Origin of the sequence: Geminocystis herdmanii PCC 6308 (assembly GCF_000332235.1) — a bacterium.
Lineage (GTDB): Bacteria > Cyanobacteriota > Cyanobacteriia > Cyanobacteriales > Cyanobacteriaceae > Geminocystis > Geminocystis herdmanii.
Genome location: NZ_CM001775.1, coordinates 2229383 through 2255367, shown reverse-complemented (window position 1 = coordinate 2255367; position 25985 = coordinate 2229383). Strand labels below are relative to the sequence as shown.

Genomic DNA, 25985 nt, shown 5'->3' with positions numbered 1-25985 from the left:
TATACCATTAGAAGACAAGGTGGACAGGTGGACAGGTGGACAAGTGGACAGGCAAGTGGACAGGGAGATACTTTGTTAATTGTTAATTGTTAGTTGTTAATTGTTAATTGCTTGTTTAAGATGGTGACACAGAGTTGCTAATTCTTGTAAACCCTTTTCTCCATCGAGATTTGCCAGTTTTTTCACAAAAGCACTACCTACAATTACACCATCCGCTCCCCATTGTTTCATTTGTAATGCTTGGGCAGGTTCAGAAATACCGAAGCCGACACCGATGGGTTTATCAGTAACGGTTTTTAATTTACTGATTAAATCTTCCACTCTTGCCTCTATGTTCGATCGAACTCCTGTTACACCCGTGACACTGACGAGATAAATAAAACCTTGAGATTTTAAGGCAATTTGTTCAATTCTCTCTAGGGGGGAAGTGGGTGCTACTAATAAAGTTACTTCGATACCATAATTTTGAGCGATTTCCAAGAAACTTTCGGCTTCCTCAAGGGGTAAATCAGGTACAACTAAACCCTTAACTCCAGCATCCGCAATGGTAGATATGAAGTTTTCTACTCCTCGATAAAAAATAGGATTATAGTAAGTAAATAATATAATGGGAATATCAACCTTAACATTCTTGACGATATTGAGGACATCATTTAAACAAACCCCTTGTTTTAAAGCACGAGTTGCCGCCGCTTGAATTACAGGACCATCTGCTAAAGGATCAGAATAAGGTACACCTAATTCAATCATATCTGCGCCATTTTGGGCTAAAAGTTCGATAGCTCTTACTGTAGTGTCTAAGTTTGGATCACCGGCGGTAATAAAGGGAATTAAGGCACATTGAGATTTTTGTTTAAGCTGGTTAAAACGTTGAGAAACTGAAATCATTATAGTGAATAATTAATAGTTAATAATTGACCGAGGAAAAGAATAGTCTCGATCGAAATAGAATTTATTGTAAGGTGGTTAATGATAAAATCCCAAAAAATCTACATTAAATTATCATTGATAGTTAAATTATTGTACATATTGGATCATTTTTGATAAAATGAACTTGTTTAATTTTGTATAGAAGAAGTATCAAAACTTTGATTTTTAAGTATTTCTCCTATCTTCTAACTCTTAAACTTATCAAAATAACCTGAGTGAACCATAAAATTTTTGGTGCTGTAAAGGTGTCAGGTGTCAGGTATCGGAAAGGGTTAAAGAATTGACAAAAAATATATCCTAATTGATTTTTTTATCTTCAATTCTTTGATCGAATTATATAATCTACTGAAAATTACACCTGAAACCTGCCCTTATCAAACATTCTTGCATCGAACTGAGGTAGAATACTATAAGGCAACGCCTCATCAGGAATTGGAGTGAATTAATTGTCTATGAAAGAATAAGTGAACTTGCACAAATAACCATAATTAGGTTATGATGGATAAGGTTTAAAACGGGATGTAGCGCAGCTTGGTAGCGCGCCTGCTTTGGGAGCAGGATGTCGCAGGTTCAAATCCTGTCATCCCGATCGTACAGTGTCAAATTAATGGTCTTGATGACAGAAAAATTTTCGTCTGTTAAGTAGTAGTTTAAAGATTGTGAAAGATTGCAAAGTGGCACGATCGAACTCCCCTTAATGGCACAATAGTTCTAACCTAGAGATATAGTAAATATTTATAGAGTTATCGTTATTATGAATAAAACATCAATACAACCTCAAATATATCACCATGAAAGTCAGATAACTTCTCATATCTCACCTTGGTTAATCAAATTAGTGTATCCCCTCACCACCAGATTAATCTTCCCTATTTTCTTCAAAAAGATTGAAATTATCGGCAAAGAAAATGTACCCAAAACAGGTGCGGTAATTATTGCACCCACTCATCGTTCTCGTTGGGATGCGTTAATAGTTCCTTATGCTACGGGAAAATTAGTCAGTGGGAGAAACCCTCACTTTATGGTGTCAGCCAACGAAATGAAGGGCATACAAGGCTGGGTTATTAAACGCATGGGGGGCTTCGAGGTTAATACCGATCGACCCGGTATGGACAGTTTACGCCATAGTTTCGACTTATTATCTCAGGGGGAGATGGTGGTAATTTTTCCCGAAGGTAATATATATCGTACCGATGATGTACAACCTTTAAAAAGGGGAGTTGCCAAAATCGCCTTAGAAGTGGAAACCGCCAAGCCTGAAGTAGAAGTGAAAATTTTGCCTGTCACCATTAAATATAGTCAACCAATTCCCGAAAGAGGTTGCAGTGTTTCCGTGAAAATTGGAGAGTGTTTAACGGTGAAAAATTATCCGGGTAAATCCTCTAGGGAAAGTAGTTTTTTGTTAACTGCCGATTTAGCGAAGTCTCTGACAATGTACAATTAACAATTAATTGTCTTTGAGGGTGATTTTAATTCTAATGATACGAGGACCATCCATGTCTGTTACGGTAAATTGATAGGAGTCAAAATTAAACACCTCGTAGGGTTTCGGTATTTTTTGCCAATGATAAACTAAAAAACCCCCTAAAGTTTGATAGTCGTCAATTAAAGGTAAATTAAAATCTAATAAATCGTTTAATTCCTCTAAATTTATTTGCGCAGGAATTAAAAAATTTTGCTCGTCAATAACCGTAATATTAAAATTATCATCCTCTGATTGGCTTTCATCATCTCCTAAAATTTCGTTGATTAAATCCTGCATGGTGACTAATCCAGATGTGCCTCCATATTCATCCACAATAATGACCATTTTCAATCGATATTGTTGCATTATAGTCAACAATTCACTTAAATAAGTGGATTCGGGTAAAAAACGCACGGGTTTAACTAAAGGTTCGATCGAGCAATGCCACTTTGTGATCGAACTTTGCAAATCAAGAGGATTATCCCCTAAAATATTTAAACAATCCTTAAAATCCACAATACCCCGAATATCATCCAAAGAATCACCCATCACGGGGTAACAAGAATGTTTCGTATCCGAAATTTCTAACCATAAATCTTGATAAGTTGCGGATAAATTTAAGGCTTTAATATCCACACGAGGAGTCATCACCTCCAACGCCTCCACATCTCCAAACTCAAAAACATTACTTAATAATTCTCTTTCCTCCGCTTCCAATCCCGATGAATCCCTTTCCGTTTTGATGATTAACTGTAATTCTTCAGGAGTAACTTGTTTATACCAACCTTGTCCAGTATATTCTACGCCAAATAACTTCAATAAAAAACGGGTGGATTGATTAAGAATATCAATAAAAGGCTTAAAGATTTTACCAATAACACTGATAGGAGGTGCTAAAAAACGAGCTAACTGTTCAGGATACAATAAAGCTAAGGATTTAGGAAACAATTCCCCAAAAACTATCTGTAAATATACCAACGAAAAAAAAGCAATGGGAATAGAAAGGGAGTGACTGAGGGGAATAATAAATTGTGGCGGAAATGGCAATAAAGAAATTAAATATTGTATGGACATTGCCATAGTATATTCCCCGATCCAACCTAATGCTAAACTAGAAAGAGTAATACCTAATTGGGTACTAGATAGAAGACGATCTAAACTTTTTTGTAATGATTGTACACTTTGAGCAGGTATATCTCCATCAATGACTAGATGATCAATTCTCGATTTTCTCACGGAAACGATCGCAAATTCTGCGGTGACAAAAAAAGCATTGATAGCGATTAAAAGAAAAATTGCTGATACTCTAAACAATATAGTCTGCCAATTCATTAATATTCCTCAAAAAATATCGGAAAAATCATAAAGTCATTTATGTTAACAGATAATAAGATTTTGATTTAATCATTCGTCTCTATTATTATTTCATGTTTTATGGAAAAAATATCCACTCTATGTCATTGAGAGTATTTTAAATCAAACTTATCAAAATTTTATAATATTTACAGAATTTTAAAAATGCAATTGTTATAAATTGACAGTTTGCATTTCACCTAATACCTAACACCTTTTTTTAGACATAATTTATCACGACGAGAAGTAAGAGAGCCAATATTTTTGTTAAGTAAGATGTGTCTAACAGAAAAATATACTAGGGATTTCCATTCGCTATTTTAGTTATAATTACTTCTTTCGATGGTTGCTTTTCTACCTAATCGATCGTCTATTTCTAAATTTATTTTAATATATTTAGGAGGTAAATAAGGTAATAATTCTGACCATTCGATCGCAGTTATTCCTGCTTCATATTCAATCCCTAACCAATAATTTTCAAGATGTAATTCTTTGATTTGTTCTGCATTTAAACGGTATAAATCGATGTGATAAAGAGGTATTTTCCCTTCAGAATATTCATTAATTAAAGTAAAAGTGGGGGAGACGATCGAATCTTGAATACCTAATCCTTCGCCTAATCCTTGAATTAAAGTAGTTTTTCCAGCTCCTAAATTTCCTCTTAATAATAAGACACTATTAGGGCTTAATTGTTCGGCTAAATATTGCCCTAATTTTTTAGTCGCTTCTTCATCAGCAAGTAAAATAATTTCTCTTATTTTTTCATTCATATAGTTAATAAATTAGCCGTAAAAAAATATTATAATATCACGTTCACTTAATCAGTTATACATTAAAAATAATCGATTATTTTTGGGTTTCGTATCCTCAACCCAACCTACAATACTCTGAGATTGTTTCGTGCCTAGCAATGACAAAAATAGAATAAATAATTCTCAATTCTCAATTTTCAATTCTCCATTCCTTTCCATATCGCCAAAAGAAATATCGATCGAATTTTTAGGTAATAAAGGTTGAAATGTCCAATGTTGCTCTAAATTACGGAGTAAAACATCTTGTTTGCGTCTCAAGCCTTCCACGTCACTACCATAATTGATGACAGCAAAATAGATATTCTCTCTCTCTTGGGTAGGAATTACCCCCGCAAGGGCGCTAACTACCGATAAAGTACCTGTTTTAGTGGGAATACCATAGGGAATATTACGATATTCTACCGTACCTTTTTTGTCAACTCCAGCCACAGGAAATAAGTCACTGAGGTTAATATTACTACCTTCTAACTGTCTTTCTAAAGCCATCAACATTCGACAAGAAGCACGAGGAGAAATACGATTATCCACACCCAAACCTGAGCCATTGATGAGTAAAATTTCTTCGGGTGGTACATTGGCAATTTTAGCTGATAATTGCGCAACTTTTGCTCCTCCTCCCATTTGTTGCGCTAGAGATTCGGCTATTTTATTATTACTATAAACGTTCATCGATCGCAATATTTCCCTTAAAGTTAAGGATTGATGAGTTAATAATAATTGTGTGTTATCAGGTAGTGTCTCAACTTTTTTAACTAAACCCTGTATTTCAATGTTTGCTCGATCGGGTTTATTTTTCATCTCCTGATACTGTTTTTCGATGATTCTTGACCAGTTTTTACTATTAAGACTCTGTTTTAACATTTCTCCTGATTTGAGGGGACTCTCCTCATAATTCATTTGCCAATTACCTACTACAATCAAATCACCTTTTACCTGATTAATACCTAATTGTTGTAACTTATTTCCTAATACAATGGCTTCTTCCCAGACAAATAAAGGATCACCGCCGTATTCTATGATTAAATTACCTTGTAATATGTTGTTATTAATTGCGCCAGTGGTGTAAACTTTTGTTAAGAAACGATGATCTAAACCCCATGTATCGATCGAAGTGATAGTAGTAGCGATTTTAGTTAAAGATGCCGCTGGTACAGGTATTTTTCCTTGATTATCTGCTAGAATTGCCCAATCGGACTGTATCCAAATCCCTTGTCTTTTGGTATCTAAACCTTGACGAGCAAGAGTTTGGAGATATTGATCTACTATAACCTGAACTTGAGGGTCTCGATCGATCGGTATCTGAAAAATAGAGGCTTCATGCCAAGGAATCACCGGTAAAGAAGGCGCTTGAGAGGGAAGAAACAAAAAGGCTAATAATTGAGAGAAAAACATGAGAAGCGTGAACAATTAATAATCAATCATTATAACTGTACTTTAGTTTTGACACTTATGATAGATGCTACCATCTTCAGTCCCCCTGATTAAGTTAAATACCAATAATTATAAGCTAGGAAGTATCTAAGTTGATGAGAGAAAATAAGCAAGAGACAACACTTCGACAACGCAGTTATGATTCAACAGTATCCAGTGTCAGTAGGCAATAGTTTGAGTAATCAATATACTATATCTAATTTTCATTTCAATGTTTTAAATATTCAATTTCACGAAAAATATGCCCACTCAAACTTTTTTTAATTTATCGGAGGCAAAACAACAAATAATTATTGAAAAATCCCTCCAACAATTTGCTAATCATAGCTATGAAGTTGTCTCTATATCTCGCATTGTGCTGGAAGCCAAAATTGCCAAAGGTAGTTTTTATCAATATTTTGAAGGAAAAGAAGATTTATATTTATATCTAGTTGATATAGGCATTGCCAAGCAAAAATCATTTATGGAAAATGCCGATTTACCCGCCATTGAAGACGGTTTTTTTCCCTACTTACGGGCTTTACTGAAAACAGCCCTTGATTTTCAGTTAAATCATCCTTATTTTACACAAATTTTGTTTAGAAACCCTCATTATGGCGATATTCCTTTTCGTGACGAAGTTTTTCGCCGTACTAAAGCCGTTTCTATTGCTTTTATTAAAGAAAAAATCGAGTATTCGATCGAAATCGGACAACTACCAAAATATATTAATCCCGATATAGTGGCTTTTATGATTGTCACCATGGGAAACGAATTAAGACAATTTATTCCCAGATATTTAGGTATCAAAGTACAAAAATTAGTCAAAGAAGATACCCCACTAAATATTACCGCCATTAATCAAACCCTTGATGATTTCGTCACTACTTTAGAAAAAGGTATCGGAAAAGATTGAGGGAAGGGGGTGATGAGAGGAGGGGGTGATGAGAGGAGGGGGTGATGAGGTGAAGGGGTGATGAGGGGAGGGGGTGATAAGGTGAGGGGTGATGAGGTGAGGGGGTGATGAGGTAAGGAGGTGATGAGGTAAGGAGGTGATGAGGTGAGGGGGTGATGAGGTGAGGGGGTGATGAGGGGAGGGGTGATGAGGTGAGGGGTGAGGGGGTGATGAGGGGATAGGGTGATAAGGGGATAGGGTGGTTTTTTAAATTCTCAATTCTCAATTCTCAATTCTCAATTCTCAATTCTTCATTCTTCATTCTTCATTCTTCATTCCTCTTGACGAATCCATAAAATTCTCTTAAAATGTGACTAGGTAGTCATAATTAGTTAAAAAAAATAAAGCTAAAAAACTACAAGCGAGAAAACAGAATTTGAACTTTCTATTAAGCCTAAAATTGATTAGCTATGAGCATTAGATTTAACAAAGCTACCGTTAATACCAATGTTGCAACTCCCACTGGTATTATGTTTCTCGATTTAAACAATGATAATTTACAAGATATAGTTGCCGTTTCCTCTGGTTTTGGAGGGGATGATTTAATTTGGCATCGAAGTAATAGTGATGGCACAGTAAGCACCTCTCCCACTTTAATTCGTGGAGGGTTAGGCGGAGGGCGCAATGCTTTCTATGGTGCGGATATTGATAGAGATGGAGATATAGATTTAGTTAGCGCAGAAACAGGAGATAATAATATTACCATCTGGTATAACAATGGGCAAGGTACTTCTTGGAGTGGCAATAAAATAGCCGATAGCTTCGGAGGAGCGACAAAAGTATTTATTGCAGATTTTGCTACTGATGGTTTTCCAGATATTGTAGCAGTAGCAAGAGATGCTAATGATTTGGCTATTTGGCGACAAACTTCGGGGGGGAGTTTTAGCAAACTAGACATTGATGGTAGTCTTAGTAATGCTAGTGCCGTTTATGGTGGAGATTTAAACGGTGATAATATGTTAGACGTGGTAGCCGGTGGTAGTGGTGGTTTGTACTGGTATCGTAATAATGGTAGTGGCAACAGTTGGACAAAATCCACTATTAGTAATAGTCATCAACCCCAAGATATAAAATTAGCTGATATTGACAATGATGGTGATTTAGATGTGATTATCGCCGCCGATAATGGGGTTTATTATTGGATAAATAAAGGTAATGGTTCTTTTACTGGAGCTACTCAAGTTGTTAACTTTAAGGTAGCACAAATTGCTGTTGCTGATCTCGATCGAGATGGAGATAATGATTTAATTTTTGGTAATAATGCCAGTAATGCCAGTCTTTTCTGGTATTCCAATAACGGTAATGGTATCCCTAATTTAGATTTTGGTCCCACTTTTACTCCTTTTACTATTGATAGTAGTGGGTTAAATACTATCACCGCCGTGGGAGTGGGAGATGCAAATAATGATGGGTTTATCGATATTGCCATCGGCACTGACGGAGAGGATGATATATATTGGTATCGTAATGAGTTAAGAAGGGCGAGTATCACTGCTAATGGCACTCCTATGGAGGGGGGTAACAGTGGCACATTTACTATTACTTTAGATGAAAGTGCGATCGTATCTACTACCGTCACCTATGCTATAAGTGGTACAGCAACCAATAATATCGATTATACCATCTCAGGAAATACAACTATCCCGGCGGGAGCTTCTTCTGCTACTCTCACTATTAATCCTATCAATGATCTGAATTATGATCCCAATGAGACTGTAATTATAACTCTCACAGGTAATGCTATTAATAACGGTTATGCGGTGGATTCTAGTCGAGGAAGTGCTACTTTAACTATAACCGATCCGAATCCCGTTGTCAGTATTAGCTCATCTGGGGTGGTAAATCCTTCCGAATCGGGCATCATTGGGCAATTTACTATTTCTTTAAATACCACAGCTACCAGCAATTTTAGTATTCCCTATACCTTATCAGGGGCGAGTAATGACATTATCCTTGATAACGATACTAACCCCAATAATGGTAGTTTAGGCTCAACTATTCCCATTGGTATAGGAGAAAGCAGTAAGACGATTTATGTTTTTGCTAAAGATGACTTTACCTACGAAGGCAATGAGAGTTTCACTTTTACCTTATCACCCACAACTCCTGTGGTTAACAATATTGCCTTGGGTGAGGGGTATCGAATAGACTTAAGTAAAAATGCTGTTACCTTAAATATTATCGACAATGAGCCTATTGTAACAGTTAGTGGCGTTAAAAATATGCAGGAGGGTAGCGATACAGGAGACTTTATCGGTTATGTGGATATTATTCTTAGTGAAGTCGTCACCAAGCAACCCGGATTGTCAGTATATTATAACATAACGGGAGGAAGTGCCACTCAATTCACTGACTACTTTAACTCTCAGGGAAGGTTAACCAGTGGTAGTAATGCTCAAAATGTGGTTTTTATTCCTAATGGTGCAACCTCTGCTAGATTATATTTAAGTGCCTTACCCGATGCCATCGCAGAAGCCACCGAAACTATTACCATCTCATTAATTAACGATCGAAATCCTAACACTACTCCAGACTATGCCGTAGGAAATAATTATGCTTTAGGAAGTGTCATCACTGCAACGGTTAATATCACTGATAGTGGACATTATAGCCCTAATATTGCCATCCTCGATCGAAATAAAAATGCGGTTACGAATACTAATCCCTTAGAAGCCAATAGCGAAGGGGAAGTTAACTTTAGTGTTAAATTAACAAGCCAACCAACCCAAAACGTCACCGTCAGAGTTGATACATTTACCCTTACCTTTACTTCCGCTAACTGGGATACACCCCAAAACATCACCTTAAATGGTATCACTTCCTCTCGAAATTTAGCAGTCACTAGCACCAGTAACGACAGTAACTATAATAACCGCACTAGCAATATTACCATTAATCCCGATGATGGTATCCCCAATTTAGATGTCACGGAAGGAGAAAACCCCCTTCCTATAATTATCCCAAGTGTGAGTATCGTTAAGATAAGTGATACCAATGAAGGAAGTCAATTAGCAGGGGTGTTTAAATTATTATTGAGTAATCCTGCGCCTAGGGGTGGTTTAGTTATTAACTATATGGTGACAGGCACAGCTACTCCTAATGTTGACTATAGTACGCTTTCAGGTATAGTAGAAATTCCAGAAGGCGAAACCAGTGTTTTCTTAAATGTCCCCGTTATTGATGATAAGGTGAAAGAAAATGCAGAAACCGTCATTGTTACTTTACAAGCAGGGGAAGGTTATACCCTTAATAATGCTACCTCCAGCGCCACCTTAACTATTTTCGATGATGATGAATCTAGTATTGAATTTGCTACTCCTCAAACCACTGCATCCATTACCAGTAGCAATGATTTATTAACCGTAGGGGTGGTTAGTTTTAATGATAATAGTGGCACTTTTACTGTTAGATTAAATCAACAACCTTCCCAAAATGTCATCGTTACCCTAAGAGATGGTTTAAATAATAATGCCAGTGGAGGAAGTTTAACCTTTACCCCTGATAATTGGCAATCTGCACAAAATCTTACTCTTACTAATTTAATTGCTAATAACAGTGATGATTTTAACTATCAAATTACTGCCGTTACCGAAAGTCAAGATAGTAACTATCAAAACAAAACCCTTAACTTTCCTATTGTCACCAATACTTTAAATACGGTGATAACCAGTCTTTTAACAACGGAAGGGGAAGACAACATTTTGCAAGTGAAACTCACTAGCCAACCTAATGGTAATGTCACCGTTAGTTTTAGTGAAATTGACGCTACGGAAAATAGTTTCTCTACTAATACTCTTACCTTTACCCCCGATAATTGGAATAGTTATCAAAGTATCAATGTTAGTGGATTGACGGACGATCGAGCCGATGGAGATATAACCTATAATGTTAAGGTGACGACAACTAGCAGTGATAATAACTATAACGGACTTTATCAACTATTGCCTATCACTAATACAGATATTGATAGTGATGTGGTTAATAATGAGCCTGAAAAAGATGATAACCTAGAAACTGATCCTTTAGTTACCATTAGTATAGTAGGCAGTAGTGAAATCGGAGAAAGTGACACTACGGGGGGTAAATTTAGAATTACTGTAGGGGAAGGTAGTTCAAGTGAGCCTGTTAGAGTACGTTATTCTATCTTAACTAATCCTCGTAATAATGATGCCACAGAAGGAGTTGATTATCAATCCTTTAGTATGTTTGAAGAAAAAAGAGGTGTTGAAAACCCCTTTAATAGTATCGATATTGGTAGCTATAGTGCTCCTTTTCTGATAGATTTAGATCAAGATGGAGATTTAGACCTTGTTATCGGTAATTATGAAGGTTCGATCGACTATTATGAAAATACTGGTACAAAGAATCAACCTATCTTTACTAAAAATACCAGTAACAATCCTTTTAGTGCCATTGACTTAAATGGTGCAACTTCCCCCGGTTACTCAACTCCTGCTTTCGGTGATATTGACGGCGATGGTGATCAAGATTTAATCTTAGGTAGTAGTGATGGTAAGATTCGTTTTTATCGTAATAATAACCTTACCTTTAGCGAAGTAACAGGCTCAAATAATCCCTTTAACAATATTGACGTAGGAGATTATAGTGCCCCTTTTGTTGTCGATATTGACTCTGACGGTGATTTAGATTTATTTATCGGTAGCGGTGATGGTTTAATCAAGTTTTATCGCAATGTTGGCAGTGAGACTAATCCCGTTTTTGTGGAAGATACCGCAGGAAATCCTTTTCAAAATGTGGACTTGTTCGATCGAGCTAGTATAATCTTTGCAGACTTAGATGAAGATGGAGACTTAGACGCTGTTTTAACAGGAGACATCAACGGCGCGACTAAATCTGATGGAGTTATGCAATATTGGTTAAATATAGGCACTCCTTCTCAACCTAATTTTATCCGAGACAATAGCCTATTTGAACGCAGTGATTTTACCATACCAGACAATGTGCGTCCCATTTTTGGAGATATTAACGGAGATTTAGATCAAGATTTATTATTTGGTAATATTGATGGGATTATCGACTATTATGAGAATTTATCTAGTGGAGAAATAACGATTATTCCGGGGCAATTTGCAGATATTGATTTAATTCCTTTTGCTGATGACATTGCCGAAGGAGATGAAAATGTTACCGTTGTTTTAAATACTAATCAAGGCTATTATATTGACTCAGAAAATACCACTGTTACTTTTACTATCAAAGATGATGATATAGCAGGAGTTTCTATTACTGATAATGCAGGAAATGATATTACTGGTAAAACTTATACCACTAGCGAAGCTGATAATTCACCTCAAACTTTTAAAGTAAAACTTACTAGCCAACCCACTGATAATGTCATCGTTTATTTAGGCACAAATAATAAAAATGAGGGTATTTTATCGGCAGAATTTCAAGAAAATCAAGAGGTAATTTCTTTTTACTTTACCCCTGATAATTGGAATATTGAACAAAGTTTTAATGTCAATCCTCAAGATGATTTAATAGATGATGATACTGTTGCCTATAAAATAATTTCTACCGTGAAAAGTGGTGATGATTTTTACCATAATTTAGAAGTTAGTGACATTTCTCTTAATAATCAAGATAATGATAACGCTGGTGTTAATGTTGTCCAAATAAGTGATAATTCTACAGAGGGAAGCAGTAATTCTTATCAAATTTCCTTAAAAACTCAACCCCTTTCCCCTGTCAATATCACCATGACACCCAGTAACGAGGAAATCAAGTTTTCTAATCAAGGTTTCTCTCAACCTCTTACCCTCACCTTTAATGAAGACAACTGGAATATTCCTCAAACTGTCACTGTCTTTGCCGTTGATGACAGCAAAATTGAATATAACCATAGCACTAATATTGATTTTAGTATTGAATCTGAGGATAATGCCTATAGTAATCTAACTCCTCCTCAACCCATAGAAGTTAACATCACCGATAACGACTTCCCCTTAGCTACTTTGGCGGTGACACAAAATGCCACAGAAGAAGCCATGCCGGGTTACTTTACTATCTCGGTAAGTGAAGCCGTTGATTCCGCTTTTGGCGCGACTGGTTTAAATGTTGCCTATCGAGTCTTAGGAAGTAGTAGCGCAACTAATGGTTTTGACTATCAAACCGTATTGGAAACAGGAAGCGTGAGAATCCCCCCCGGCAAAACTAGCACGATTTTAACTATTTTCGCTATTGATAACTTTATTGATGATGGTGATAAGCAAGTTATTATCGAATTGTTAGCAGGGGAAGGTTATAGCTTAGGAGACACTACCACTAACACCCTCGTGATTATAAATAATGATAGGGCTGGAGTGCAAATTATTCAAAGTGGTATTGTGCCTGTCGTCAAGGAAGGAGAAAGCTATAGTTTCTATGTGTCTTTGTTAAGTGAACCTACTCAGGCAACTACAATTAATTTCTCTGATAATCCTAATGAATTAAATAACGTTAACCCTATCACTTTTACTTCTGAAAATTGGTATATACCACAGACTGTTACCATAAGTGCGATCGACGAGAATATAGCAGAAATAGGAGAAAACCATACAACTCAACTAGCATTTATTTTTGATGGTGCGCCAGAGTATGAAAATTTAGATGAACCTGTTAACCTTGAAGTTAATATTATCGATCGAACTTTCAATAGTGTCAATACGGCGTTAGGTTTACAATATAGTTTAAATAGTATAGAAAGGGCGTTTACCGAATCCAGTTTACCCTTAATTGGTAGTGGCTCAAATTTGCCTATTTTCTTTGACGAAATCACCGATAAAATTGTTAGTGAAATTTACACAACTAATAATTTAACTGCATGGAAACTAGAGCAAATCTTCAGAAATTTGTTACCCGAAACTCTAGGGAATAACCTTTCTAATTTGCAAATAAATTATACTCCTAATAATAACGATACTCCCTTTACTATTTCCTTTACTGTTACTTATAATGATCAAATAATTCCCCTAAGCAAAGACTTAGCTATTCCTTCCCTTGATTTAACTGTTAATGGGGAAGCCCAAGCAGATATTATTTATGATTTTACTTTAGGTTGTGGCATTAATAAAACTGGTGGTTATTATCTCAATACTTCGCAAACTGTTTTAAATCCAGACATCAAATTTGACAATGTGACTTTAACAGGTATCGATAGTATTAACGGTTTAAGTGTTGATTTTGCTGATAGAGGTATTGATTTAGATTTAGACTATGACATTAAATTGTTAGGTAATAACCTAGATACCGATGCTTTAAACATACTTAAAAATCGTCCTATTCAAGAGTTATTTTCTAATTTTGATTATGATTTTAAAGTGGGAAGTTTTGCTAAATTATTACTTTCTGCTACCCCTGATGAAAGAATTATTAATCTGTTTCCGGGTATAACTTTTGATTTAGCAGTGGAAGAATTACCCCTTTATAACTATGCTGATAAAGCAAAAATTGAACTTAATGATTTTGTTGTTACTCTGCAAAATGTGGCTTTAGATGTACAATCTTTAGTGCAAGGTTATGCAAAAAAATATGTTAATTTAATCGATGAAATTTTACAACCTATTTATCCTATTATTGACACCCTTAACGCCGATACTAAATTCCTATCTGCTTTAGAATTAGACTTTCTTTTTGATAAGAATAACGATGGAAAGGTATCCGTATTGGAAATGATGTTAACCCTTCTCAATGTTAATGATAATAGTGGTGATAACGATGCTTTACAAAATTTAGGCTTTAATGGTTTTGATGATGGAGACTCCTTAGATTTATACGAATTTATCGATGCTATTAATGAGTTAGTTGAAGTGGTAAGATTAGTTGATGATTATATTGCCGATGATAGCAAGGTTTTAATTGATATAGGCTCAGTTAGTGCAAAAGTTCAGAATGGAGAGGTTAATTTTAGTCGTGATGATTTAACTATACCAGATGGTAACATTCTCGATCGAATTGCTAATAATCCTTTTGCTACGGATGATTTAGGAAAACTAATTGATGGTATTCTCTCCTTAGATGGTTTAGAGATACCTTTGTTAACTGACTTTTTCTCGGTAGCAGGTTTATTGCTTGGGGAAGAAAATGTTGACTTTTTAATCTATGATGTGCCTGATTTAGATTTTGATATTAGTGTTGACTTGTCTGATATTGGTTTAGATGCTATTTTACCCGGGTATGGTTTAGATGCCGTTTTACAAATATCATTAGGGCTTAATTCTAACCTTTATTTAGCTTATGATGCCTATGGTTTGAATGAGTGGCAGAAAACAGGTTTTGATGAAAGTAAATCAAACTTACTATTAGAAGGGCTTTATATTCGAGATGTAGATGAAAATGGTAAAGATGTTAATGAGTTAGGCGCTTCTTTTGGTGTTGATATTGGTATGGAAGCCAATGCAGTTGTCGCAAAGTATCGCATGACTGGGGGAGTGCAAAGTAAGAATGATGTTAAACTCGATTTTGTTGATGGTGGTGAATATCAAGGGTTAGGCGATGGTATCATTCGCTATTCTGAATTGTCACCTTTATTCAGTGGTGATCTTAGTGTACTCGAAATTAGCGGCGCCATCGAGGCTTTTTTAAATACTAAAGTGCAAGTCGGTATCGATGTTGGTTTATTCGAGATAATGGAAACCATCCTTGATATTAATATTTTCACTTACAAAATCTGGGATGTAGAAAATGTACTAAAAAAATTGGGTATCAGTGGTTTTGCTAGTCAAAGTTACTTACAAGGGGGTACAGTATTTTTTGATGTTAACTTTAATGGTCAACTAGATCAAGGGGAAATTTCGACTATCACTAACAATGACGGTAGTTTTAATTTGCCTGTGGATTTAGTTCCTTTCGATCGAAACCGTAATGGTATCATAGATGATCAAGATGGGCGTTTAGTAATTATAAATGGTATTGATACAGCAACGGGATTACCTATCAGCACACCTCTTTTTGCCACCGTTGACTCTAATATGATTACCCCTCTTACCAGTCTGGTGCAAAAATTACATCAATCGGGCATTGATATAGAATTAGCCGAAGCAAAAATTAAAGAGGTATTCGCCTTACCCGAAACCCTTGATTTGTCTAATTTTGATCCCATGTCTGCTATTAACAACGGGGATATTAACGGCAAAAAAGTCTATACCACTCATGTTATTACTCAAGGGGTAATTGCGGTTTTAAGCCAGTTTATCTCTGGTATCACTAACCAAACTCCTGCCCAAGTTGCCGATGGAGTTATCGGTTCGATCGCGCTTAGTCTGTATAATGAGGATGATGGTAATTTTTATAATCTCTCTTTTCTTGATAATCTGATTACCAGTTTAATTAATGATGTGGGAGGGGAATTTAGCGACAGTGAATTAACAGACATTAATGACGTTTTAACTCGCATTTTAACCATTGGCACTCAATTAATTGCCATAACAGGAGAAAATTCTACAGTAGATGATGTCGTCACCAATCTTAACTCCCTCAAAATCGCCCTACAATTTGACTTAGGTAATATCTTAGGGCAGTTAGGCGCAGGTTTAATTACTCCTGCCACCGTCGATGAATTACTTAATAACTGGCAAGGAAGAATGCAAGAGTCTGCTAACGTGCCAAACTTATTGGCTTTAGTGTTAGCCTTACAAACAGAGAAAATACCCCAAGACATAGCCACAGAAAGAGTATTAACGACTTTTGAGCTTCCTCAAGATTTTGATCTGACTAAAACACCATTATCCCCTACTGATGATCCAATTCTCAGTCAACAACTCTTAATTTTAGAAAATCAACTGACTTTACTTTATCAATTAGGGGGGCAAGTTTTACAAAGTGCAGGTATCACCGACTCCCATGAGGCGCAATGGTTAATTAGTCGTGCCACTGCTGAATATATTTACCATAATTCTGACATCGATTTAACTGACTCCCAAACTATCAATCAAATTATTGATTCTGCTATCTCATTTTCTACCCTTACCGTAAAAGATTCTATCAGAGAAAGTAAGCTCGATCGAATTACCTCCGTTAACACCACCCTTGAGATAATTAATCAAGGAAGTAACAATTATGAGGAAGTAGCGAATCAACAACAACAAATTCTTGATAGTGTTTTAGAATATCCCTCCCCCTATCACTATCCTTTACCCTTAGTCGTCAATCAAAATGAAGCCGAAACCCTTTACACTCCCCAAGTGATTGATACTAAGTTTCAAATTTCTGCCGTAAATGTATCTAATAACTATGAGTTAGGTATCAAAACCCCCGACGGTAAATCAATAATTCTTTTGGAAAACCTCCCCGGTAGCGATGATTCTTCTTTAACTAATACCCTCGATGAGATTACCATAGATACCTTAATGGGTAGTGAAACTAAGTTTTTTGGCTCATTAATCAACGCACCAGAGGGGTTAAGTGCTTTTACTGACAATGGTTTAGAATTGTATCTTACCATCAATGGTGAGACTTATAGTTCACAAAATCCTGCACAACTGGAAATCATCTCTAAGGGTAGTCAGGGTTTCGCCTTAACTTTTAAAGATGATAATAACACTGTTGCTGAATTTGCCCTCAATACCCCCGTCTTTCTGACTCAAGGATTTGATGCTAGTGAGAATACTACCGTTAATCTTACCATTGCTCGAAGCACCGCCAATGAAAATACGATCGGTATCTATCAAGTTGATGACTTAACTGGTGCAATTATTATGGACGATCGAACCATCATGCCTAACGATCCAGATTATGATAAAGTAGCGGTAGAAAAAGCTCAATCTTCAGGGTTAATCTTTGAAACTCCTGAGAATATGTCGATCGACAATTATACCTTAGCCTTACCTAGTGCTAGTATTTTCGGTTTTTTCCTTCTCGTCAATAGCAACGTGGAAGAATACTTAAGCCAAAGTGAAGAATCATCGATTCACAGTTTCTTTTCCTATGGTAGTGCTAACCCAGATAACCGCCAACACTTTACCTCCCTTGGTAACAACATTTATGGTTTTGAAGATACCTTCGGAGGCGGTGACAACGATTTCAATGATATTTTAATACAAATCGTCAATAATGGATAAGTACTCATGCAAAATAGATTGTGAATTTTAAAATTAATTAAAATAACCTACATCTTTGTTGCCTCTTGCCTTTTGCCTTTCATAAAGTAAACATACAATTAATTTTGCCTACTCACTTAGTGAATAGTTTTTGTCTTCCAGTCTTCCTGTCACAAAAATATTACTCCCAAATAGGGCAACTTAAATCCCCTGATTTGCGGGAAAAGCGGATATTTTCAGCATAATCCACAGGGCAGTCGATGACGGCGGGAACATCTTGCTCTAAAGCAGTCTTCAGGGTAGGGATTAAATCTTCAGCAGAGGTGACTCTATAGCCTTTTAAGCCCATGCTTTCGGCAAATTTGACAAAATCGGGGTTACTAAAGTCAACGTAGCTTTTAGAGCCAAATTGATTGATCTGTTTCCATGCGATTAAGCCATAGCCGTTATCGTTAAAAATGAGGGTGACAAAAGGAGTTTTCACTCTCAAGGCGGTTTCTAATTCTTGACAATTCATCATAAATCCTCCGTCTCCTGTTACTGCTACCACTTTTTTATCAGGGTGAACTAATTTAGCGGCGACAGCGCCCGGAATAGCAATACCCATAGCGGCAAAACCGTTGGAAATAAGGCAAGTATTCGGGGATTCGCAATGATAATGTCTCGCCATCCACATTTTATGAGCGCCCACATCCGATATGACAATATCTTCTGAACCCATTACCTGCCGTAAATCATAGACAATTTTTTGCGGTTTAATGGGGAAGCCTTCGTCATGGGCGTATTGTTCATAATCTTCTCTAATTTCGTTGCGTAAAGAAGCCGCAAAGGGTACAGGTTTACCAGTTCGATCGCACCTTTTGAGAATTTCGTCTAAAGAATCGGCAATATCCCCAATAACTTCCACCGTAGGGATATAACTACTATCAATCTCTGCGGAATTAGTACCGATATGAATAATGGGAATTGTACCCTCTGGATTCCACCGTTTGGGAGAAAATTCAATCAAGTCATATCCCACTGCAATAATTAAATCACTTTGCTCAAAACCACAGGTAATAAAATCTCGTTGTTGTAAGCCAACAGTCCACAGGGAGAGAGGATGAATATAGGGAATTGCCCCTTTCCCCATAAAAGTATTAGCAACAGGAATATTTAAACGGGTAGCAAATTCTGTTAAGGCATCGGTGGCGTGGGCGCGAATTGCTCCATTTCCTGCCAAAATTAAGGGGTTTTTAGCTTTGGCGATGGCAACAGCGGCAGCATTAACACTACGATAGGAAGCGTAAATTTTTTCTCGACTATCAATTTTTAAAGGTTTGCCTTCTACGGGCATGGCGGCAATATTTTCGGGTAAATCAATATGTACTGCCCCCGGTTTTTCTTTTTCGGCTACTTTAAAGGCTTTTCTGATGACTTCGGGAGTGATACCCGGACGCACAATTTGTTTATTCCACTTGGTGACAGGGGCAAACATAGCAACTAAATCAAGATACTGATGTGATTCAATGTGCATTCGATCGGTGCCAACCTGCCCTGTAATTGCCACTAGGGGCGCACCATCTAAATTAGCATCGGCAACTCCTGTCATCAAATTAGTAGCACCCGGTCCTAAAGTAGAAAGACAAACTCCTGCTTTTCCTGTTAAACGCCCGTAAACATCTGCCATAAATGCCGCCCCTTGTTCGTGACGGGTGGTAATAAATTTAATGGAGGAGTTTTTTAAAGCCTCAAGAAGGTGTAAATTTTCTTCTCCGGGTAAGCCGAAAATATATTCAACTCCTTCATTTTCTAAACATTGAATTAGTAATTCAGCCGTATTTAATTGCCCCATGATTTTTTCCTAAAAATTTTATCTCAAAGTTCACTTATATATATCTCTATTTTACTGCGATCGATTCGGAATGAGGAATAAATAACTATTCATGTAGCAAAAAAAAGAATTATCCACTATCATTTATTTTTGATCAGTATTTTTAGGATTCATGAATACCAGTAATAATTCCAGTTCGATCGAAAATGAAGTCAAAAAATTAGTTACAGAAATAAAGGTTATAGCAGATAATTCCCAAGAGAATATTTTTGATCTACTGTTGATTCTTCGAGAATTAGAATCTTTACATAGCCACATTCGGCGAGAAATGTTTGAACCAGCTTTGCCTGATACTCGTCATCGTCTTTATCTACTTTTAAAACATTTAGAAGAAGTGGGAGGTTGGCCTTATATTGAAAGAATGAAAATCAAAGATATGTGTCAAATATTGCTTTCTCAAGAAAAATAAGCTAAAACACTCATTTTTTAATGATTTTAGCTCAAACTGAGGTAGCATTGGTTAAAATAATGATAGCATTTTTTTTATCTATGAAAGCGATCGTAATGACAGGTACAGGAGATGTTGATGTTCTTAAATTACAAGACGTTGCTTCCCTTCAAATAACAAAACCTACAGAAATTTTAGTAAAAATTAAAGCCGCAGGAATTAATCCCATTGATACAAAAATTCGCAGTCGGGGTACTTTTTACCCAGAATATTCTTCCGCTATTTTAGGTTGTGATGGGGCTGGAATAGTGGAAAGTGTCGGTTCACAGGTGACTAAGTTTCAAGTGGGTGACGAAGTTTATTATTGCAGTGGTGGTTTAGGTAAACCTAATACGGGGAATTATGCTGAATATGCCGTGATTGAGGAAGATTATGTGACTTTTAAGCCTCAATCTTTATCTTTTGCGGAATCAGCTTGTTTACCTTTGGTTTTAATTACTGCTTGGGAATCTCTGTTCGATCGAGTAAACTTAACTGAAGATCAAAAAGTATTAATTCATGGTGGTGCTGGTGGTGTTGGTCATGTAGCGATACAATTAGCTAAGATTAAGGGTGCAAAAGTAGCTACAACGGTGAGTAACCCTGATAAAGAGCGATTAGTGCGTAAATTAGGTGCAGATTTGCCTATTTTGTATTCTCAACAGGATTTTATTCAAACTACCCTAGATTGGACTAATGGGAAGGGTGTTGATGTGGCTTTTGATACCATTGGCGGTAAAACTTTTTTTGATACCTGTCACGCCGTAAAAGTCTATGGTGATATTGTAACTATTCTTGAACCTGATTGCTCGATCGAAAAGTTGAAATCAGCTCGTAACCGTAACTTGAGAATTAGTTTAGAGTTGATGTTAACACCGGCTTTGATGAATTTAACTGAGGCTTTAAAGCATCAGACTCATATTTTAGCTCAATGTGCCTCATGGATTGATGAAGGTAAATTGACAGTACATCTTCATCAAACTTTTCCTTTACAAGAGGTTTCGATCGCCCATAAAATTATCGAAACAGGATCGGTAACAGGTAAAATAGCGATAACTATGTAGGAATTCCTTCATAGTATGAGTGATGAGAATTAAGTAAAGTATTAGTTAATCTACTCTTCTTCTAAAATATTACTACTAGAGATTTCGATCGCATCTACTTCGATCGTACCGTCTGGGGTTTCTCTAATAAATTTATTATGATCAACCCTTAACAATTCTCCACAATTAGGACAGTTAAATTGAGCCGTTTTCAATCCCGTAAAACGATAATTACAAACGGGGCATTCATCTTGAATTAAGTTTCTTTTTATCCACCAACTAAAACCCCAAATAGCAATAATGGGAGTGAGAATAAGTAAGGCAATAAAGATTAAAAATCCATTTACTACCCATTGTAGCCCGATCGAACCTAAGATGAGACTACCAATTACAAAAGTTAATAAACAACCGAAACCAGAGTTATTAATACTAAGGATTTTGTTTTGAAAATTTTGTTTCACCCTTTTTCCATCTCAAATTCTAATGGTATTTACTTTAACATTCTCAGGGACTAATTACGACAACGTGAAGCAAAAATTAACAATCTTCAATATTTATTACTCAAAAAGTATTTTAAAGAAAATAGGTGTTAAGTATTAGGTATTAGGTTAAATAATCAAAAAAAATAAAGGTTTTCAGACTTTACTAAATATATGTATATATAGAAAAAATAGTGTTTTTATATAAATTTAGCAATCCTTATTTATGTTCAAAGTTATTTTTATTTAACTTAAATTAGTGAGAAAATATTTACTCAAAATTAAATAAATTTTCTAATTCTTCCCATCCTAAACCCTGTCTAACAACAGAAGGTGTATGGGTAGAAAAATCGAGAATAGTCGAAACTTGATACCCCGGTTCGGTATAATCATCAATGATAATGTCCACCTGTTTATCAAATTCATCAAATAACCTTGCTTTTTCCCACTCAAAAGAAGGAGAATCACCATCTTCATCAATAATATGAGCCGATGTGGAAATAATGGGATTGTCAAGGGATTGTAGCAAAGCCTGACAGACATTTTGATCAGGAACTCGTATTCCTGTTGTCTTCCTTTTCGGTGACATAACTAATTTTGGTACTAACTTTGTAGTAGGTAACAAAAAAGTATAAGGACCGGGTATCAAGCGTTTCATGATACGATAGGCTTCATCATTGACAGTGGCATATTCTGATATTTTTGATAAAGAAGAACAAAGAAAAGTCAATGGTTTATCATTAGAAAGTTGTTTTAACATTCTGACTTTTTCCACTGCCGACTTGACATTCATATCGCAACCAATGGCATAAACTGTATCCGTAGGATAAAGCATAATTGCGCCTTTTTTTAATGCCTGAGTAATTTGTTCAATGTCACGCCTTTGGGGATTATCTGGATTTAATTCGTATATTGTTGCCATGATGTTAGGGAATAATTATTATCGTCATTCTCAATTTTAAATTGTTAATTAATCTAAAGAAACAGCGTCCACATCTACAGTTTTAGAGGTAAAGTTTTCCGTACTTTGATTATTCTTTTCCTTTTTATTTTTGAGCCCAGTTAACACCATTTGAGAAACTTCTGTTAACATAATTGATAAGAGGAAAAAATCGTCAATTTGTCCAGCTAAAGGGAAAAAATCGGGAGAAATATCAAAAGGACTTAATACATAAACTAATGTACCTAAAATGATCCAATTTCTATATTTAGGGTTGCGAATAGCATTGCGATAAAAACTGTAGAGAGACTGAAGATTAATTTTCATAGAATGTAACTAAGATAATTTAAACAAGAAAAACATTTACCGATCCTGTTTTATGATACCCCAGAATTAAAAAGAACGATTACGGTTTACATCCTAAAAACAAATACTCATGAAACTATAACCATAGCTTATGGTAAGATTTTATCCTGAAAGGCGACGCCCAGATTCGAACTGGGGGATAAAGGTTTTGCAGACCTCTGCCTTACCACTTGGCTACGCCGCCATTTTCCGACACTATATAATGTTAACCTATAATTAGACATTTTGGCAAGGGTAAAATTATGGGTTTGGAAATTGAACGGAAATTTTTAGTAAATCATCGTCTTTGGCAACCTCCCGACAATGGTATTTTATATCGTCAAGGTTATATTTATACTCATAATGGCAATACTGTAAGAATAAGAATTGCTGGGGATAAGGGTTTTGTTACTTTTAAGGGAAAAACTAAGGGTATGGCTCGATCGGAATTTGAATATGAGATACCCTTAGAGGATGCGGGAGAAATGTTGGATACTTTGTGCGATCGACCTTTAATTGAGAAGATAAGATATAGGATAAAAATAGATCATTTAACTTGGGAAATAGACGAATTTTTAGGAGATAATCAGGGTTTACTTTTGGCGGAAGTTGAATTAAGTAGTGAAAATCAAGAGATTATTTTACCTAATTGGATAACAGAAGAAGTTACTCAAGATAGTCGTTATTATAATTCTAATTTAGCGAAAAAACCCTATGGAGAATGGAAAATGGAAAATTGAGAATGGAAAATTAAAGCTGTTATATAGCAGTACTAAATCATTTGTGAGAAATTTAAACTAAGTTTCCCTTTATTTAAAAGCGTTAGGGGAGATTGTATTCTCATGATTGATTCCTGATTGCTATATTATTTAACTATTTTTTATGAAAAATATAATTTTTTTGTTGTATATTTAGTATTAATTAAAGTTTAAATATCTACAAATAAATAGTAATTATGCTATACTTATTAAATAGAATTTTTAGTATTTTTTGTTGACTATATGAAAGGTTTTAATCTTAATGTTTTTCGTCAATTTTGGTCGATCGCACAATTATATTGGTTAGGAAAAGAAAAAAAAGGGGCATTGACTTTATTAGTAATTTTAGGGCTTTTATTAGTTGGTTATACTCAATTAAGTGTTTTATTAAATGAAGCTCAAGGGGGTTTAATTTCCACTTTATCCAACAAAGATGAAACTAAGTTTTGGGAAACTGTGTTTAAATTTTTATGGGTTTTAGTGTTATATGTGCCTTTATTTGCAGGATTTTCTTTTACCCAAGGAAAGTTAGGTTTATATTGGCGAAAATGGTTAACAGAACACTTTTTAAATAACTATTTTTTGAATCGTTCTTTTTATCAATTAGCGGTAAAAAATATTGAAATTGATAATCCAGATCAACGAATTTCTGAAGATATTAGAAGTTTTACTCAAGATTCTTTACTCTTTTTCTTAGTAATTATTCAATCAATTTTACAAGTTATTGCTTTTAGTATAGTTTTGTGGTCAATTTCTCAACAATTAGTGATATTTTTATTGGTTTATGCCTTAGCTGGTACTTTGATCACTACGGGAGTTTTTGGGAAAAAATTAGTTAGTTTAAATTTTAATCAATTACAAAAAGAAGCTAATTTTCGTTTTGGTTTAGTTAGGGTTAGGGAAAATTCGGAATCGATCGCATTCTATCAGGGAGAAAGTCAAGAAAAAAGTAATTTAAATAACTTATTTATCGATGCTTTTAACAACTTTAATTCTTTGTTAGTCTGGCAAGAATTATATTTAGGTTTATTTACTAATACTTTTGAGTTTTTACCCTATGTTATCCCTGCCGTTGTGGTTGCCCCTAGTGTGTTATCAGGAGATTTAGAAGTAGGGAAAGTGAGTGAAGCTACGGGAGCATTTTTAAGGGTGTTTTTCTCTCTAAATATTATTGTTAGTCGTTTCCAATCTTTAACCAGTTTTGCGGCAGGAATCGATCGACTTTCTACTTTTTATAATTTCTTATCTCCTGAAAAAACGAAGGATTTACTCACTAAAAATACTTCAGAAAATCGCACTATTGACACTATCGTAGGTGAACAATTATCCATCGAACATTTAACTTTACAAACCCCTAATTATCAAAATACTTTAATGGAGGATGTGAGTGTAAATTTACCCCAAGGAAAAGGTTTATTAATTATGGGTACAAGTGGTTGTGGTAAAAGTTCACTACTAAGATCGATCGCAGGTTTATGGGATGCTGGTACTGGTGCAATTTATCGTCCAGAATTAAATAAAATGTTGTTTTTACCCCAACGTCCTTATATGATTATTGGTACATTAAGAGAACAATTAATTTATCCTACGGTGGAGAAAAATATCTCAGAAACAGAATTACAAGACATCTTAGACTTAGTTAATTTACCCCATTTAGCGGAAAAATTTGGCGGTTTTGAAGTCGAAAAAGACTGGGGAGAAGTACTATCTTTAGGAGAGCAACAAAGGGTGGCATTTGCTCGTATTTTAATCAATCAACCTGAGTACGCAATTCTTGATGAAGCCACTAGTGCTTTAGATGCAAATAATGAAGCTAATTTATATAAACATTTACTAGAAACAAAGACAACTTTTATTAGTGTGGGACATCGAGATAGTTTAAAAAGTTATCATCAATTATTACTAAGAATATCCGAAGATAAATCTTGGCAATTATCTTCTATTTCAACCTGAGTTCGATAAAAGAATTCTTGAGGTTAATAAGTTTAGGGTGACAGGTTGCAGGTTGCGGGTTAACAATTTCTTTGTTTAGATCAATTAATTACTTAATTTAATTTGGATAAAATCAATTTTTGTTCAACTTTTTTACCTTATCTTTACCTGAGTTCGATATAAAAATAGGTGAGGACTGACTTGGAAGACAGGCAGACAGGCAGACA

At 35.5% G+C, this 25985-nt stretch carries 15 protein-coding genes and 2 tRNA genes; 8 read left to right on the top strand and 9 right to left on the bottom strand.

Annotated elements, in window-relative coordinates; genetic code table 11:
- Nucleotides 1-96: 96 nt before the first annotated feature.
- Nucleotides 97-888, bottom strand: coding sequence for a tryptophan synthase subunit alpha (gene trpA, locus SYN6308_RS11165; protein ID WP_017294526.1), 792 nt, complete (start codon nucleotides 886-888; stop codon nucleotides 97-99).
- A 557-nt stretch (nucleotides 889-1445) separates the two neighbouring features.
- Between trpA and SYN6308_RS11160 the strand changes: the two genes are divergently transcribed.
- Together SYN6308_RS11160 and SYN6308_RS11155 are read left to right on the top strand one after the other, a co-directional pair.
- Nucleotides 1446-1519: transfer RNA gene (locus tag SYN6308_RS11160), tRNA-Pro, on the top strand.
- 165 nt (nucleotides 1520-1684) lie between these two features.
- Complete coding sequence (locus tag SYN6308_RS11155; protein WP_017294525.1) at nucleotides 1685-2374, top strand: lysophospholipid acyltransferase family protein; 690 nt, start codon at nucleotides 1685-1687, stop codon at nucleotides 2372-2374.
- A 3-nt stretch (nucleotides 2375-2377) separates the two neighbouring features.
- On the opposite strand, the gene SYN6308_RS11150 is transcribed toward SYN6308_RS11155, so the two are convergent.
- The 3 genes from SYN6308_RS11150 to SYN6308_RS11140 form a co-directional block, all read right to left on the bottom strand.
- Nucleotides 2378-3727, bottom strand: a complete 1350-nt coding sequence (locus SYN6308_RS11150) for a hemolysin family protein (RefSeq protein WP_017294524.1) — start codon at nucleotides 3725-3727, stop codon at nucleotides 2378-2380.
- A 341-nt stretch (nucleotides 3728-4068) separates the two neighbouring features.
- Complete coding sequence (tsaE, locus tag SYN6308_RS11145) at nucleotides 4069-4518, bottom strand: tRNA (adenosine(37)-N6)-threonylcarbamoyltransferase complex ATPase subunit type 1 TsaE (protein WP_017294523.1); 450 nt, start codon at nucleotides 4516-4518, stop codon at nucleotides 4069-4071.
- A 165-nt stretch (nucleotides 4519-4683) separates the two neighbouring features.
- Nucleotides 4684-5952: a D-alanyl-D-alanine carboxypeptidase gene (locus SYN6308_RS11140; protein WP_017294522.1), complete on the bottom strand. Its 1269-nt coding sequence runs from the start codon at nucleotides 5950-5952 to the stop codon at nucleotides 4684-4686.
- Nucleotides 5953-6232: 280 nt separating this feature from the next.
- Between SYN6308_RS11140 and SYN6308_RS11135 the strand changes: the two genes are divergently transcribed.
- On the top strand, nucleotides 6233-6886 hold the full coding sequence (locus SYN6308_RS11135; protein WP_017294521.1) for a TetR/AcrR family transcriptional regulator: 654 nt from the start codon (nucleotides 6233-6235) through the stop codon (nucleotides 6884-6886).
- Between the two features lie 449 nt (nucleotides 6887-7335).
- On the top strand, nucleotides 7336-17982 hold the full coding sequence (locus SYN6308_RS11130; protein ID WP_017294520.1) for an FG-GAP-like repeat-containing protein: 10647 nt from the start codon (nucleotides 7336-7338) through the stop codon (nucleotides 17980-17982).
- Nucleotides 17983-18142: 160 nt separating this feature from the next.
- Here the strand turns inward: SYN6308_RS11130 and SYN6308_RS11125 are convergent, their stop codons facing one another.
- On the bottom strand, nucleotides 18143-19795 hold the full coding sequence (locus tag SYN6308_RS11125; protein ID WP_017294519.1) for an acetolactate synthase large subunit: 1653 nt from the start codon (nucleotides 19793-19795) through the stop codon (nucleotides 18143-18145).
- A 151-nt stretch (nucleotides 19796-19946) separates the two neighbouring features.
- Here SYN6308_RS11125 and SYN6308_RS11120 point away from each other — a divergent pair, with 151 nt between their 5' ends.
- Both SYN6308_RS11120 and SYN6308_RS11115 read left to right on the top strand, forming a co-directional pair.
- A complete protein-coding gene (locus SYN6308_RS11120) occupies nucleotides 19947-20243 on the top strand; it encodes a hypothetical protein (RefSeq protein ID WP_017294518.1) in 297 nt (98 codons plus the stop codon).
- 80 nt (nucleotides 20244-20323) lie between these two features.
- Entirely contained in the window at nucleotides 20324-21325 is a 1002-nt protein-coding gene (locus tag SYN6308_RS11115; RefSeq protein WP_026102031.1) for a zinc-dependent alcohol dehydrogenase family protein, read from the top strand.
- A gap of 50 nt (nucleotides 21326-21375) precedes the next feature.
- Here the strand turns inward: SYN6308_RS11115 and SYN6308_RS11110 are convergent, their stop codons facing one another.
- From SYN6308_RS11110 to SYN6308_RS11095, 4 genes are all read right to left on the bottom strand, one after another.
- Entirely contained in the window at nucleotides 21376-21765 is a 390-nt protein-coding gene (locus SYN6308_RS11110) for a hypothetical protein (protein ID WP_017294516.1), read from the bottom strand.
- Nucleotides 21766-22054: 289 nt separating this feature from the next.
- A complete protein-coding gene (locus SYN6308_RS11105) occupies nucleotides 22055-22705 on the bottom strand; it encodes an L-threonylcarbamoyladenylate synthase (protein ID WP_017294515.1) in 651 nt (216 codons plus the stop codon).
- 48 nt (nucleotides 22706-22753) lie between these two features.
- Nucleotides 22754-23050: a YkvA family protein gene (locus tag SYN6308_RS11100; protein WP_017294514.1), complete on the bottom strand. Its 297-nt coding sequence runs from the start codon at nucleotides 23048-23050 to the stop codon at nucleotides 22754-22756.
- A gap of 151 nt (nucleotides 23051-23201) precedes the next feature.
- Nucleotides 23202-23273, bottom strand: a tRNA-Cys gene (locus tag SYN6308_RS11095).
- A gap of 58 nt (nucleotides 23274-23331) precedes the next feature.
- On the opposite strand from SYN6308_RS11095, the gene SYN6308_RS11090 reads away from it, so the two are divergent.
- Complete coding sequence (locus SYN6308_RS11090; RefSeq protein ID WP_017294513.1) at nucleotides 23332-23808, top strand: CYTH domain-containing protein; 477 nt, start codon at nucleotides 23332-23334, stop codon at nucleotides 23806-23808.
- 261 nt (nucleotides 23809-24069) lie between these two features.
- Nucleotides 24070-25779: an ABC transporter ATP-binding protein/permease gene (locus SYN6308_RS11085; RefSeq protein WP_017294512.1), complete on the top strand. Its 1710-nt coding sequence runs from the start codon at nucleotides 24070-24072 to the stop codon at nucleotides 25777-25779.
- The last annotated feature ends 206 nt before the right edge of the window (nucleotides 25780-25985 follow it).